The sequence below is a fragment of the Nereida ignava genome (assembly GCF_001049735.1).
GTDB lineage: Bacteria > Pseudomonadota > Alphaproteobacteria > Rhodobacterales > Rhodobacteraceae > Nereida > Nereida ignava.
Window position 1 is genome coordinate 1 of the sequence record NZ_CVPC01000015.1, and the last position, 12,978, is coordinate 12,978.

The 12,978-nt window shown below is 58.0% G+C and carries 13 protein-coding genes; 2 read left to right on the forward strand and 11 right to left on the reverse strand.

All coding sequences use genetic code 11. From position 1 onward, the window contains the following. Positions 1-226 precede the first annotated feature (226 nt). Both NIG5292_RS11455 and NIG5292_RS11460 read right to left on the reverse strand, forming a co-directional pair. Positions 227-1,468 (reverse strand): tyrosine-type recombinase/integrase, encoded by a 1,242-nt coding sequence (locus NIG5292_RS11455; protein ID WP_048599690.1) that lies wholly within the window; start codon positions 1,466-1,468, stop codon positions 227-229. A 224-nt stretch (positions 1,469-1,692) separates the two neighbouring features. Further along, a complete protein-coding gene (locus tag NIG5292_RS11460) occupies positions 1,693-2,412 on the reverse strand; it encodes a putative quinol monooxygenase (RefSeq protein WP_048599691.1) in 720 nt (239 codons plus the stop codon). A gap of 103 nt (positions 2,413-2,515) precedes the next feature. Here NIG5292_RS11460 and NIG5292_RS11465 point away from each other — a divergent pair, with 103 nt between their 5' ends. Next, entirely contained in the window at positions 2,516-3,445 is a 930-nt protein-coding gene (locus NIG5292_RS11465; protein ID WP_233488224.1) for a LysR family transcriptional regulator, read from the forward strand. Between the two features lie 224 nt (positions 3,446-3,669). Here NIG5292_RS11465 and NIG5292_RS11470 read toward each other — a convergent pair whose 3' ends face one another. The 9 genes from NIG5292_RS11470 to NIG5292_RS11510 form a co-directional block, all read right to left on the reverse strand. Further along, positions 3,670-4,014: a RidA family protein gene (locus NIG5292_RS11470; RefSeq protein WP_048599692.1), complete on the reverse strand. Its 345-nt coding sequence runs from the start codon at positions 4,012-4,014 to the stop codon at positions 3,670-3,672. 11 nt (positions 4,015-4,025) lie between these two features. Further along, positions 4,026-5,159: an NAD(P)/FAD-dependent oxidoreductase gene (locus NIG5292_RS11475; protein ID WP_048599693.1), complete on the reverse strand. Its 1,134-nt coding sequence runs from the start codon at positions 5,157-5,159 to the stop codon at positions 4,026-4,028. Continuing rightward, positions 5,156-6,541 carry an FAD/NAD(P)-dependent oxidoreductase gene (locus NIG5292_RS11480; RefSeq protein ID WP_074842147.1) on the reverse strand — a complete coding sequence of 462 codons (1,386 nt, stop codon included), beginning with the start codon at positions 6,539-6,541 and terminating at the stop codon, positions 5,156-5,158. The genes NIG5292_RS11475 and NIG5292_RS11480 overlap by 4 nt, the downstream gene beginning before the upstream one ends. Beyond that, positions 6,538-6,831 carry a (2Fe-2S)-binding protein gene (locus NIG5292_RS11485; RefSeq protein ID WP_048599694.1) on the reverse strand — a complete coding sequence of 98 codons (294 nt, stop codon included), beginning with the start codon at positions 6,829-6,831 and terminating at the stop codon, positions 6,538-6,540. Before NIG5292_RS11485 ends, NIG5292_RS11480 begins: the two co-directional genes overlap by 4 nt. After that, positions 6,815-7,936, reverse strand: coding sequence for an NAD(P)/FAD-dependent oxidoreductase (locus NIG5292_RS11490; protein WP_048599695.1), 1,122 nt, complete (start codon positions 7,934-7,936; stop codon positions 6,815-6,817). The genes NIG5292_RS11485 and NIG5292_RS11490 overlap by 17 nt, the downstream gene beginning before the upstream one ends. Next, positions 7,933-8,733: an ABC transporter permease gene (locus NIG5292_RS11495; protein WP_048599696.1), complete on the reverse strand. Its 801-nt coding sequence runs from the start codon at positions 8,731-8,733 to the stop codon at positions 7,933-7,935. The genes NIG5292_RS11490 and NIG5292_RS11495 overlap by 4 nt, the downstream gene beginning before the upstream one ends. Then, a complete protein-coding gene (locus tag NIG5292_RS11500; RefSeq protein ID WP_048599697.1) occupies positions 8,730-9,587 on the reverse strand; it encodes an ABC transporter permease in 858 nt (285 codons plus the stop codon). Before NIG5292_RS11500 ends, NIG5292_RS11495 begins: the two co-directional genes overlap by 4 nt. After that, positions 9,584-10,648, reverse strand: coding sequence for an ABC transporter ATP-binding protein (locus NIG5292_RS11505; protein WP_048599698.1), 1,065 nt, complete (start codon positions 10,646-10,648; stop codon positions 9,584-9,586). The genes NIG5292_RS11500 and NIG5292_RS11505 overlap by 4 nt, the downstream gene beginning before the upstream one ends. A 71-nt stretch (positions 10,649-10,719) precedes the next feature. Beyond that, positions 10,720-11,751 (reverse strand): ABC transporter substrate-binding protein, encoded by a 1,032-nt coding sequence (locus NIG5292_RS11510; RefSeq protein WP_048599699.1) that lies wholly within the window; start codon positions 11,749-11,751, stop codon positions 10,720-10,722. Between the two features lie 107 nt (positions 11,752-11,858). Here NIG5292_RS11510 and NIG5292_RS11515 point away from each other — a divergent pair, with 107 nt between their 5' ends. Next, complete coding sequence (locus tag NIG5292_RS11515) at positions 11,859-12,773, forward strand: LysR substrate-binding domain-containing protein (RefSeq protein ID WP_048599700.1); 915 nt, start codon at positions 11,859-11,861, stop codon at positions 12,771-12,773. The last annotated feature ends 205 nt before the right edge of the window (positions 12,774-12,978 follow it).

Sequence of the window (12,978 nt, forward strand, 5' to 3'; positions counted from 1 at the left end):
GAACACGTGCACCAAAGCCAGGAAGGTTCCGTGACATTGCGAGACGCTGCTTATGAAATTGCCATCAAGCGTATTTCGGGAGCGTATCAAGCGATTGGCCTCTAAGTCTGATGAAATCAAACCAGACATTGGCGCGGCTGCAGCGAGCGACAGTAAAGTCCCGCACAGCGGACCTCTATCCAAACCGCAGCGAACTACCGCTTTCCGCCCAAGATGTAGCCCTTAGCTACTCGCTGGTTTCTGTATGTGCATCAAACTCATCCCGCGATAGCTCATACCGCTTGCCCGTGAGCATGTCCTTCTTCAAGCGCGGCGTGAGATGACTGTAGTGCCTCTCGATCATGCCAATCGACGTGCCCATCTGCACAGCCAGCGCATGTATGTCCATCCCGTCGTTGAGCAGGGCAAAGGTCGCGTAGGTGTGACGCAGGCTATACAGCGTCCTGTTCTGCCCTGTGCGCGGGCATATTATTAGCCCCGTGTCTGTGAGGAACTTGCGGAACGTCTGGTGGATGTTCTTGCTGACAGTGCCATCGGGCAATCTGAACACGGGCAGATCGACACGCTGTTTAAGTAAATCTTCGAATGGGATATGCCTAATGTCCTCTGATCGCTCATGGATGCGCTTGAGGTAGTTAATTGTGCCCGACCTGCAGATGATGTCCCTGCGCCCAGTCTTGCCTGACACGCTCATTTCTAGATACTGCAGGTCTTTCTCCTCAAACAGGGTCACATGCTTCCACTTGAGGTTCAGCGCCTCTGTGCCGTGCCTCATGCCCGTATTGGCCATGATCAACACATAGTCCCGCATTAGGTGCCGCATATCCGTGGGTTTGCCTGCCTTGCCTGCGTTGATCCAGCTGGGCAGCTTGCGGATGAGCGTGGCGTATTCTTCGCGGGTGAAGTCTGGGCGGCGTTCGCTCTTCTCACCACGGTTTACCAGCAGTGGCACATTCTTGTGCGCGATAAAGCCCCGCGCGACCGCTTCTTCAAACACTCGGTTCATGGCTGAGTTATGTGTGTTTAGCGTTGAGGCCTTTGGCTCACGACCCATCTTAGCCCGCCGCCACTCGTAGAACTGTTGCACCTTCTCATAATCAATGGTGGTCACAAACTGTGCCCCAAAGAAGGGGATCAGGTAACGCTCAATACACACGATGTAGTCTGCAAACACTTTACGCCCCAAGCCTGCATCCAGCTGCTTGCGCATATCGGCAATCGCCAGCTTAGCAACATCAGAGAACTTCTTGGTAACAACAGGCAGATCGTTCTTATGGCGGAATTTATACTCAAGGAACGTGTCTCGGGCATACTCCTTGGCCTCAGCCAAATCGCGCTTTCCGGTACTGATGCGAATAGTGTGCCCATCAATCACAAAGGCTGCTTGCCAGCGCTTGCTGCGCTCACGCCGATACACCCGCACCTCGCCGTCCAGTATCAGATGTGTATCGTCACGCAGCTGCCGCATGTCATGCTCCTCACCACAACACTACGGCAGGGCGCACCAACAAGTCTACGGAAGTGTGTGTTTAGGGGCGGACGTTCGCTGCGTTCTGCATTAAGGTCTGCTACGCGGACAGAGCGCCAGTTCGCTGCGCTTGCTCGAACGGCCGCTATGGGGTGAATCTAAATTCAAACAGCAAAGCGCCCGATGGGTTGCACCGGGCACTTCTTTCTCAATTCACCTCGAGACTACTTAGTAGCGAGGATGTCGAAATTGTGGACGTTTGCCAACACACCATCGTCCCATCCGCCAGAGACCAATTCTGGAGCCTTTTCATTCAGGAGTCCAGCTACTTGTCCGGCAAAGTGCGCTTCGCGGCCAGAGTTGTCGGCAAAGATGTCGAAGATGGCAAAGTTGTTCTCGTCAATCTGCAGCGCCGCCCAGAACAATGTCTTGGGTTCGGTATCTGCGACGATGGGGCCGGCGGCGGTCAGCAAGGCTGCCAATTCGGGGCCTTTACCTGGAGCAGCTTCGAGCTTGATGTAAGTTGCGGTCGTTGCCGTGTAGAGATCAACCGGCGCCTTTACCGACAGGACATCGGAGTTGTTGATATTCGCGACAACACCGTCGTCCCATCCTCCGTCGACCAGCGCGTCCGCGTTTTGGTTCAAAGCCGCAGCAACCGCTCCTGAGAAATGAGCGTCGCGTGCTTCTTCATCTGCGAAGATGTCAAAGATTGCGAGCGTATCGTCGGCTTGCAGAGCAAACCAAAGTACGGTGCCCGGCTCTGTTTCTCGCACGATAGGTGCGGCACCAGCCAGAAACTCCGCGAAGGCTCCGGTCTGGCCTTCGGCGGCGGGCATGGCAATGTAACTGGCAGTATGATTTTCCATTGGGTTGTCCTGTGCAGTTGCAGAAGTTGTGATCAGAGCCAGTGCGGCGAATGTCTGAAGGACTTGCGTTTTCATGGTCGTCTCCTGGTTTGAAGTGCATCGTGGTTGGTTTCGATGCACTCTTGTCCCATGCCGGATGCGTCGGACTCCAATTCCGAAATTCTATTCTTTGATAGACATGGGCTATCGTAGTTGGTTTGATGGCCTGAACCGGGATGTGACGGAGAATGCGGCGATGGAAATGAACCAGATCAGGTATTTTCTCGCTGTCTGCGAGCACCGAAACTTTACCCACGCAGCCAGTGCCGCCAATGTCTCCCAACCTTCCTTGACGACTGCGATCAAGAAACTTGAAGACGAGCTTGGAGGCGACCTGTTTGTCAGGGACCGTGCGGGATGCAGGCTTACCGCCCTCGGAAAACTCATGCAGCCAAGGTTGCGGAAGGTTCACGATGAGACGCGACTGGCTAAGGCAGAAGCGATCCGTCATATGCGCTTGGAGCGGGTTCCAATCTCTGTCGGTGTCGGTGAAACGATTGGCCACAACAGGATTTCGGCAGCTATGGAGCGTACTCGTACGCGATTGCCGCAAGCCGAAATCGAATTGATCGTTGCGTCATCCTCCGAGCTTCTTGCCGGGTTGCGGGATGGTGAGTTTGACGTTGTCGTCAGCGCAGAGAAGGTCGGTGAAGACCTCTATCGCATAGACCGTCTCTATGAAGAGGACTACAAGGTCGTGGTGTCAAAGTCGCACCCGTTGTCTGAACTAAATACGATTTCTCTGTCGACTCTTGCGAAAACTGACATGCTTGACCGACTAAATTGCGAAATGCGGGATGCTTTGTTTGGGACCTGCGCGGATCAGGGTCACGAACTCTACGCGGCCTATCGGTCAAATCGCGTGGATTGGCTGGTTGAGCTTGCTCGGCAAGGGTTAGGTGCGGTGATCCTGCCAGCCACCGCTATTCCTTCGGACATTGGCCTGGTGTCGAAACCCATCGATGGCCTTGAAATATCAAGAACTGTTGTGGCTCTTCGATATCGGCACCAAACGACGAGACCAGAGACAAATGATCTGATCCGTGAGATGACGCGCACGCCGGCGTAGTGAGGTCGGTAACCGACATTCGCCCATCGTGCAGCATTCGTCACTATGGGCTCGGAGCTGCCTTTCGCGGCGCCTTGCGCGAAAGGCAGCGTAGCAGACCTCCCGGGATTTCGCTGTCACAACGTTCTCTGAACGACCGTGCCTGTAGAACAGCCAAGCGGGGACGGCTCGCACCAAGTTTTCGAAGTCGTTGACCGGATCGCTTTCGGAGGAGTAACTCGGAATTAACGAATTGCCGAAACCACGACCTCAATCAGCACGTCCTTGCCGAGTTCGGCCACGCCGATGGTGGCACGCGTCGGTAGGTCACCGGCATCTAGCCATTCGAGCCACGCCTCGTTCATGCCTTCCTTCTGTTCGAAATCAGTAATGTAGAGCATGGCTGTCACAAGGCGGTCCTTGGATGAACCAACCTCGGCCAGCAGCTTGTCGATCTTGATGCAGATCTGTTGGGTCTGTCCCTTCATGTCCTGGCTCAAGTCATCTGCGACCAGACCGCCGAAATGCAGGATACCGCCTGCCTCGACAACACGGTGATTGATACGGGTGGGTATGTGGCGTTTTAGCATTTGCTATTCCTTCATGTTTGGGGCGCGTCAACAAAACGCGCAATGGAAAAGGGTTGAAGCGGCGCGTTACTGGCACCGGTGGCAATGAGGTTGCCCATGATCTCTCCGACGCCCGGCCCCAGTTGAAAGCCGTGTGCGGAAAAGCCGAATGCATGGTAGAGGTTTTCATGCTGGGCAGATGGTCCGATGACCGGAATATCGTCGGGCATCCGCCCCTCGACGCCGGACCAAGACCGAATGATCGTTGCATCGCGCATCGGCGGGAAGATGTCGATTGCGGTCTGGGCTGTTAGCATGAGTTCGGGAAATTTCATCTCCGATAGGTTCTTTGACTTATCCGCACGCCCTCTTCGACCGCCGCCAATAACCACCGTTCCGTTCGGCATCTGCTTGAACGACAGTGGTCGGCCCGATGCGCCGACCACGGCATCGCAAAAATGCGGCAGGCGCCCGGTGACAATCATCATGGGGGCAATCGCCTCGACTGGGGCCGGTTCACCCAAAGACTGAGCAAGCTCTCCTGCCCACGCGCCGGCCGCGTTCAACAGCGAGGGGGCAGCGAACCGCAGCGCGTCTGTCTCGACCCGCCAATCGCTTCCGTCCTTTCGCACCTCTCTCGCGCGGGTATGCTCGAAAAAACGCACGCCCAGGGACTCGGCCTTGCGCTGAATGGCGAATACCGTCTGGTAGGGTTGGGCAAATCCGTCATCCAAACAAGCCAAACCGCCGACCACGTGATCCGCGACTGCGGGCAGATGCGTGCGCACCTCCGATCGATCCAGCAGCACCTCATGGGTGAACCCCAGCTCGTTCAATTCGTTTCGGCGCGCCGCAAGCCGTGCAAGCTCGTCCTCGGTTTCGGCAACTATTATCTGCGGTGCGATCTGAAAGCCGCAGTCATCTTCGAGAAAATCGGCAATACTATACCACATCTCCATCGAGCGTTGCGAAATCGGCACCTCGGCGAAATGGCGGCCAAGGCGGCGCACCCCGCCCGCATTCACCCCCGAGGCATGACGTCCGACAGTGTCCTTTTCCAGCACAATCACCGACATCCCGCGCAAGGCGGCGTGGAGGGCGGCCGAGCAACCGTGGATGCCACCACCGATGACGATCAGATCGGCGCTGTGGTCCATCGCGCTCATCGGTTTTCGGGTCCGTCGGCGGCCGTGAATTGCGCAAGCTCCGACAGCGGGATCGGTTTCAGCGGCGGCCGAATGCGGTAATATCCGGTCGCCTCAGGCGTCTCGCCGCGTTGCTGGGCGATGATGGCACTGACAACCGGGCCGCAAACTCGGCCTTGGCACGGCCCCATCCCGGCCCGAAGATAGGATTTCACCTGGTTAGGGCCGGGCGCTCCCAGATCCACCGCTTGGCGAATTGCGCCCGCCGTCACCTCTTCACAGCGGCAGATAATCGTATCGTCAGCCGGCGCGGTGACATGCGGGGCGGGCGCATAAAGCGCTTCGAGAAAGGGGCGGACGGCCGCGTCACGGGCGCGCGCCGATTGCAGCACCTTCAGAAGGTTCGCATCGCCGCGTCCGTCGCACGCGGCAATGGCAAGTGCGATGATTTCGCCATGGAGCGCAGCGCTTCGCGCGCCGCCGATCCCCGCCCCATCGCCAGCGACGTAGACTCCTTTGACGGAGCTTTGCCCGCTGTCATCCGTCACCGGGCGGAAACACTGTTGCGAGGCATCCCAGACGTGATCACAGCGCAATAGCCGGGTAATCTGCTGGTTCGGCACGACCCCCTGATGCAGCGCGACGGTGGTCGCTTCGATCCCCTCGCTTCTGCCTTTACTGGTGAAACGGATCGCGCTGACGGAATCCTCTCCTTCAATCGCTAGGTTCTCTGCCCGCTCGACAATGCGCACCCCGGCGTTCCGCACCTTACGGATCAGCTGCCATCCTTTGGTCAGATAGCCAGGCGCGCGCAAGGCGGCAGGCAAATGCCGGAGGGCTGCGCGGTAATGCGCGCGTGGCGTCGTTTCGATCACCGCGCGAGGCGGTGCGCCCGCATCGACCAGTTGCGCAGCCACCAACCACAAAAGCGGTCCGGACCCGGCGATGACCGCGTCTTCCTGCACGACCCCCGACGACTTCATTAAGATCTGCAGCGCACCCGCTGTGGTTACGCCTGGCAAGGTCCACCCCGGCAGGGGCCACGGCCGCTCAACCGCTCCGGTGGCGACGATGATCCTTTTTGCAGCGATCTGCGACGACGCACCCGCGCGGCTGAAATCAATCACCCGGTCAGTCGAAATGTTCCAGACGAGCGCGCCGTCCATCCATGTCGCCTTAGAGGCGCGAAAGGCGTCGACGATGGCTCGGCCCTGGGCATAATCCGGCCCCAGAATATCGGTGCAGGCCTTACCGGCCGTCTCTATTGCACGATAGATTTGGCCGCCCGGCGACGGTTGTTCGTCCAACAGTATGGTGTCGTATCCCATCCTGGCGGCCGCCGTAGCCGCAGCCATTCCAGCCGGGCCGGCGCCGATCACAGCGATGTCACAGGTTTTTGTCACGGTTGCACCTCCACGCTGCCGCGCTGGCGGCGCACATCCAGCCCGTCCGCGGCTTTCGTCATGCAAGCTTGTCGGTTGGGAACCCCATCAACTTCGACTAAGCAGTCGAAGCAACTGCCCATCATGCAAAAGATGCCCCGCGGTTCACCGCTGACGACGCTGTCCCGCAAATGTCGGATACCGGCGGCGATCAGAGCTGCAGCGATGCTGTCGCCCGGTCGCGCTACGACGGTCTGGCCATCGAAGGTGAATTCGAACCTCTCGTCACCGGTTTCAATTCGTCTGACCATGGAACCTCCTTGAGGAAAATGCACCCATGTCCGGAGTCAGCTCTCCGGCCGCGATCATCGGCGCTAGGGCCAGCGCATGCGCGCCCGCCAGCGTCACGCCGGAATGGCAGTTGAGAGAGAAGATCCCCGGATGGGTTTGCGATTGCTGATAGATTGGCGCACCGTCCGGCGTGAGAATCCGCACCGCGGCCCAGGACCGGATGATACGGAGATCGGCCAAGGCGGGAAAACAGCGGATAGCGTTGCGGGCGATCTGCGCCATCACTGGGGTTCCCGACCAGGTGGAATAACCGGTATCCTCGTGGCTGTCGCCCATCATCACGGTGCCGTCGGCGGTCTGGCGTAAGAGATGCGTAGGCATCGGCAACAGCGGCGCGGCACGTTCCGTGACCAGGATCTGTCCCTTTTCGGGGCGCAAAGGAATGTCGAGACCCAACTGCGGCGCAAGCCGACTGTTGCCATGACCTGCGGCTAGCACCACCTTCGCCCCCCGAAAGACGCCTTTTGGCGTCGTCACGCAATAACCTGAACCGTCGGGTTCGACCGCTTCGGCGCGCGCGTCGCTGGCATAACGGCCGCCACGTTCAGCCAAGGCGGCATGCAGGCTCCTCAGCAGGGACAGTGGATTGGCGTGGCCGTCATGCTTACCATATGACCCTCCAACCACATCCGGTCCGAGCCCCGGCACTAGCTTATCCAATTGCTTACGGTCCAGCATCTCAGCGCCGTAGCCGAGCGCCCCGTTGACGTTATGCATACGCGTGTTGAGAGCGCGCACATTCTCCATCTCGTCCTCGGAGAGGCAGAAATGCAGTCCGCCGGGCTTATGATAATCGGGCGAGATGCCGGAGTCTTCGGCAAGACAATCTGCGAATTCCGGCCAGAGATCGGCCGAGCGCCGTGTCCAACGGGCGTAATCATGCATTCCGCTTCCTTTGGACTGCACCCAGACCAAGCCGAAATTCCCGCGCGACGCCCGCAACGCAACATCACCTTCATCGAGCAGGATCACTTTTTCGCCCTGCCGCGCCAACCCCCAGGCCACGGCAGCGCCGACCAACCCCCCTCCGATGACGAGGGTATCTGCGGTATTCTGCGTGTTCATCGCTTTCCCTCTCCGATCAGTAAGCGGTCCAAGCCATAGAGCCGATCGATTAGCAGCATCAGGGCGACTGTGAATAGAATTGCCACCGCTGACACCGAGGCTACCAGTGGATCGGTAGTCTGTGTGATATGCGAGAACAGCCGCACCGGCAGCGTCGTAGTCGAGGGGTTCACGATGAAGACCGTGACAGTCAACTCATCAAAGCTGGTAATGAATGCCAGCATCCAGCCGCCGATCATCCCGGGCATGATAGCGGGCAGCGTGACGCGCCGGAACACCGTTAGCGGTTTCGCCCCAAGGGAAATCGCGGCTTTCTCGACCGACCGGTCCAGCCCAGCTACCGAAGCCAACACCAGCCGCAGAATGAACGGCGTGATAATAATTGCGTGGCACAGCATGAGCCCGATAAAGGTGCCGTTCAACCCCAACAGGCTGAGGAACCTCAGAAAGGCGATGCCAAGCACTACCGTGGGCACCATGAGCGGCGACAAAAAGAGCGCTTGCAACGCGTCGCGACCCGCGAAGCGCCCGCGTCCGATGGCCAGCGCGGCGGGCACGGCCAGCACAGTCGCCAACGTTGCCGAGGCTATGCCCAGCTTTAGGCTGATCCATGCGGCAGTGATGAATTCCGGGTTGTCCAAGATGGCCCGGAACCAGCGCAGCGAAACGCCACTTGGCGGAAACTCCAGAAACCCCTCGGGAGTGAACGACACGCCAATAACCACAACAATTGGGGCCAACATGAAGCTCACAAAAACGAGACTAAAGAGGATGGAGAGCGGTCCGTTCTGTCTCATTCGAAAACCTCCCCGTATCGGCGTTCGACAAGGCTATTCCAGCTTAGCATCACAATGAGAACCGCAACCAGCAGCAGCATCGCGATCGCCGCACCCAGCGGCCAATTCAAAGTGTTTAGAAATTCATCGTAAACCGTCGTTGAAACAACCTTGACGCGTCGACCGCCCAAGATTGCAGGCGTTGCAAACGCCGACGCAGACAGTGAAAACACGATCAAGGATCCCGAAAGAACACCCGGAATGGCCTGCGGCAAGATGATCCGAAAAAAGATCGTGCGCGGCCGCGCACCTAGAGATTCAGCCGCAGCTTCGGTCGCAGGGTCTTGCCTTTGAAGCGCCGCCCATACGGCCAGCACCATAAACGGCACCATAACATGCACGAGCGCTAGAACGATCCCGCCCGACGTATACATCATGCGGATGGGTCGTTCGATCAGACCGATGTCCATCAACGCCGTATTGATCACGCCCTTGTTGCCCAGCAGGATCGCCCATCCCAATGTGCGCACGACGACCGAAATCAGCAGAGGGCCGATCACGATCAGCACGGTGATCGAGCGCCAGAATGGCGACATGCGATAGAGGATGTAGGCTTGAGGCACACCGATGGCGGCACAGATCGCCGTAGTGATCAGCGCGATCAGAAAGGTGCGCCCGAAAATTTCGTAGAAATAGCTATCGCCCAGAACTTCCGCATAGTTGGCGAGGCTCAGGTCCGTGCCGATACCGCCGTAAAAGTCGAAGCTGTTAAAGCTTAGCATGAAGGTCATCAGAAGCGGCACTAGCAGCAACACCGCGAACAGAACCAAGGCTGGCGCACTCAGCAGCCAAGCGCGGGAGGTTTGTGTCGTCATGCCGAAGTTTCCTCGACGGGAAGGATGCGAATGTCTTCGGGCTTCCAATCCAACCCAACAACCTCGCCCTCCTCGGCTTCGGCGCGACCGGTATTATATCGCATCACGAGCATGTCGCCGAGCTCGGTTTCTATCCGCAGAAGCCACTGGTTACCCATAAACACACGCTCGGCAACAGTGCCGCGCAGCTGCCCAGCTTCAGGGTCTACGAGCGCGATCCGTTCGGGGCGCAGCGCGATCTCGACCGGGCCGGGACGCAGATCGACTAGGGGGCCGTGCAGGCGGAGCGATCCGCAGACCAAGGCCGAGCCCTCGGATCCGGTGCTGTCCAGCCGCGCGGATAGGTTGTTGCTTTTGCCCAAGAAGCGAGAAACGAAAGAAGATTGTGGCGTCTCGTAAATATCGAAGGGGGTTGCATCTTGCCGCAGCCGGCCTTGATCCATCACCACAATACTGTCGCTCAACGCCAGCGCTTCGGATTGGTCGTGCGTAACCATTAGGGTCGTCACACCGGCTTCGCGCTGGATGCGGCGCAGTTCCAGCTGCATCTCCTCGCGCAGCTTCGCGTCAAGGTTCGACAGCGGCTCGTCGAGAAGCAGGAGCTGAGGCTCGATGACAAGTGCGCGGGCCAGTGCCACCCGCTGTCGCTGGCCGCCGGACATCGCCCTAGGATAGCGATCTCCGAGATGGCTTAAATGCACAAGATCTAGCGCAGCGGCGATCCGGCGCTTGCGCTCGGCCTTCGAAACTTTGCGCATTTCAAGGCCAAAGCCGACATTTTCTTCCACCGTCATGTGCGCGAACAGTGCGTAGGTCTGGAAGACGATGCCTAGTCCACGTTCGCGCGCCGGGATCCCAGCGAGGTTTTTCCCGTCAAGAACGATCTTACCTTCGGTGGGCGCTTCGAATCCGGCCACCATTTGCAGAGTCGTCGTCTTGCCGCAACCCGACGGACCGAGAAGGGAAACAAAGCTACCACGCTCGACAGCGAAGGACAGTTCCTCAACCGCCGTAAATGCGCCGAACCGCTTGGTCAGGCCGTGTAGTTCTAGAAAAGCCATGAAGAATTCCGGTGAATACGAGATGTTAGTGGGGCCTCAAAAGGCCCCACATTCGGGGATCAATTAGAAATTCAGCGCTCGACCTCGCGCGCCCACCGCTTGGTCCATTCCTCACGTTTCGGGTTGATCACGTCCCAATCCACCGCCATCAGATCGGCGATCTTGTCGCCATAGGGCAGCGTTTTGGCCAGGTCTTCAGGCAACTCTGCCTCCTTGTTCGAAGGACCGGTGCCCATCGCCTCGGCTAGCCGCACTTGAACCTCGGGATCGAGCAGGTAGTCAATAAACAGCTGCGCCTCTTCCGGCACATCGCTGTCGACCACCGGACATGCCGCGATCATAAGCGCGACCGCGCCTTCTTCCGGATAGGCGAACTTCGCTGAGAAGCCGGTATCGGCCAAGGATTTGGTGCGGCCCGAGCCCCAGATCGAAAGGGCAATTTCCTCGGACTGGAAGAGCTCCGACATCTTACCCGAAGACGGCTCGAATACCAAAATGTTCGGAGCGACTTCTTCGGTCATTGCTGTAAAGCCTGGGTCGATATCATTTTCCCCGCCACCGTTCATCCGCGCCATCATTACCAGCGTGTGCAAACCATAAGTGTTAGAGATCGGTGGCACCGAGAGGATGCCCTCGAACTTTGGATCGGTCAGGTCCATCCAACTGCTTGGCGGCTCCCAGCCTTCGCGTTCGAACCACTCGGTGTTGTAGGTGAACCCAGTCGCGACGAAACCGAGACCGATGGAGTTTTCGCCCAAGCGAGCAATATCGTAGACATTTTGCTTGATTTCGCTGTCCTTGATCGGCGCGCAAAAGCCCAATGCGTCGGCCTGATACATTGGACCGTCGTCAAGAATTACGACATCGAGTTCTTGCGCTGAACGCTGCGCCTGCAATCGTGCTAGGTTTTCCGTCGAGTTGCCCGGCACGAATGCAATCTCGACATCATGCGCTTTCTCAAATTGCGGAATAACCAACTCTTTCATAAGCGTCTCAAACGAGCCGCCATACCCGCCGACAGTCAGCGTTTTGTCCTGCGCGGCGGCCGTGCCTGCCACGGCCACGCCAAGTGCAGTGGCTAGGGTGATGGATGAATAATTCATGGCAGTTTCCCTGTTGTTTGTTTCTATATTGCGAGCAAAGGCTTTTTTTTGCTGCCATGCAATTGAATTTAGTTTAGAAGTCCATTCCAATTGGTTATAAGGCTGATATGGCGCGCGCAAATATCAAGCAGATCGAGGCATTCAACGCCGTAATGAAGGGTGGATCGGTCACGAACGCCGCCAAAAATCTTTTTATCAGCCAACCGGCCGTCAGTAAGATGATCAGGGCTTTCGAGGAAAGTTGCGGGTTTACGTTGTTCATGCGCGCATCGGGACGGCTGATGCCAACGCCCGAAGCGCGTCGGCTGTATCTGGAAACCGAGAAGCTGATTACCGGCGTGGCACGGGTCGAGAATACCGCTCGCGCGATCCGGGATTTGGAACGGGGCGAAATCTCGGTCGCGGCCTTTGCCGCAGTCAGTTTGCGGCTGCTTCCTATGTTGACCGCGCGTTTCCTGGCGGAACGCCCTGACGTGCGACTATCGATCGTGACACGTAGTTCACGCAACGTTGCAGATTCCATGCTGACGCAGGCGGCCGATTTTGGCATTTCCATGGTCCGCAGCGATCACCCCGGATTGCGATGCCAGATCTTCAGCGAATGCTCGATGATCTGCGCTTTGCCGGCCAATCATCCGCTGGCGCGGGAGAGAGTGATCGATCTGCGCATGCTGAAAGGAGAAAGGCTGATCTCGCTCGGGCGCGAAGACCAGTCAAGTGGCATCGTGCTAGATGCGTTCGACCGCGCTGGCGTTAGCCTAGATGCGTCCATTACGGTGCAGATGGCCGATACCGCCTGCATGTTCGTTCGGGAAGGTCAAGGTGTTAGCCTGGTTCCTTCGCTGACCACAATCGGCTGGGGATCTGAAGAACTCGTATTTCGCCCGATCCAGCCCTCGGCGACTATGCCCATCTGGATCTATACATCGGCATATGAGCCCATGCCTGAACTAGCGCGCAAACTGTTGGATACACTAAAAGCTGGGATCGCCTCCATCGAAGACGAATTTCGCACACAATGATTCTGGATAGTCGAAGTTCTCGAAGGACCCGCAGCCGCCTACCCCCTATAAGTGTTAGCATCCAAGTGATTTATAATGATATGCTTGTTCTAGAAAAGCTTAGGGCCGCCTATAAGGCGGCCCAGCTATAGCGTCGGGGGTCCGTCACGAACAAGCGTGCTGCCGACCGTATCCCGACGTTTCAAGAGCATACGTAGCGATAAGG

Coding starts and splice junctions, on each gene's coding strand:
- NIG5292_RS11455 (WP_048599690.1), bottom strand. CDS start 1,468: ATGCGGCAGCTGCGTGACGATACACATCTGATACTGGACGGCGAGGTG.
- NIG5292_RS11460 (WP_048599691.1), bottom strand. CDS start 2,412: ATGAAAACGCAAGTCCTTCAGACATTCGCCGCACTGGCTCTGATCACA.
- NIG5292_RS11465 (WP_233488224.1), top strand. CDS start 2,516: ATGGGCTATCGTAGTTGGTTTGATGGCCTGAACCGGGATGTGACGGAG.
- NIG5292_RS11470 (WP_048599692.1), bottom strand. CDS start 4,014: ATGCTAAAACGCCACATACCCACCCGTATCAATCACCGTGTTGTCGAG.
- NIG5292_RS11475 (WP_048599693.1), bottom strand. CDS start 5,159: ATGAGCGCGATGGACCACAGCGCCGATCTGATCGTCATCGGTGGTGGC.
- NIG5292_RS11485 (WP_048599694.1), bottom strand. CDS start 6,831: ATGGTCAGACGAATTGAAACCGGTGACGAGAGGTTCGAATTCACCTTC.
- NIG5292_RS11490 (WP_048599695.1), bottom strand. CDS start 7,936: ATGAACACGCAGAATACCGCAGATACCCTCGTCATCGGAGGGGGGTTG.
- NIG5292_RS11495 (WP_048599696.1), bottom strand. CDS start 8,733: ATGAGACAGAACGGACCGCTCTCCATCCTCTTTAGTCTCGTTTTTGTG.
- NIG5292_RS11500 (WP_048599697.1), bottom strand. CDS start 9,587: ATGACGACACAAACCTCCCGCGCTTGGCTGCTGAGTGCGCCAGCCTTG.
- NIG5292_RS11505 (WP_048599698.1), bottom strand. CDS start 10,648: ATGGCTTTTCTAGAACTACACGGCCTGACCAAGCGGTTCGGCGCATTT.
- NIG5292_RS11510 (WP_048599699.1), bottom strand. CDS start 11,751: ATGAATTATTCATCCATCACCCTAGCCACTGCACTTGGCGTGGCCGTG.
- NIG5292_RS11515 (WP_048599700.1), top strand. CDS start 11,859: ATGGCGCGCGCAAATATCAAGCAGATCGAGGCATTCAACGCCGTAATG.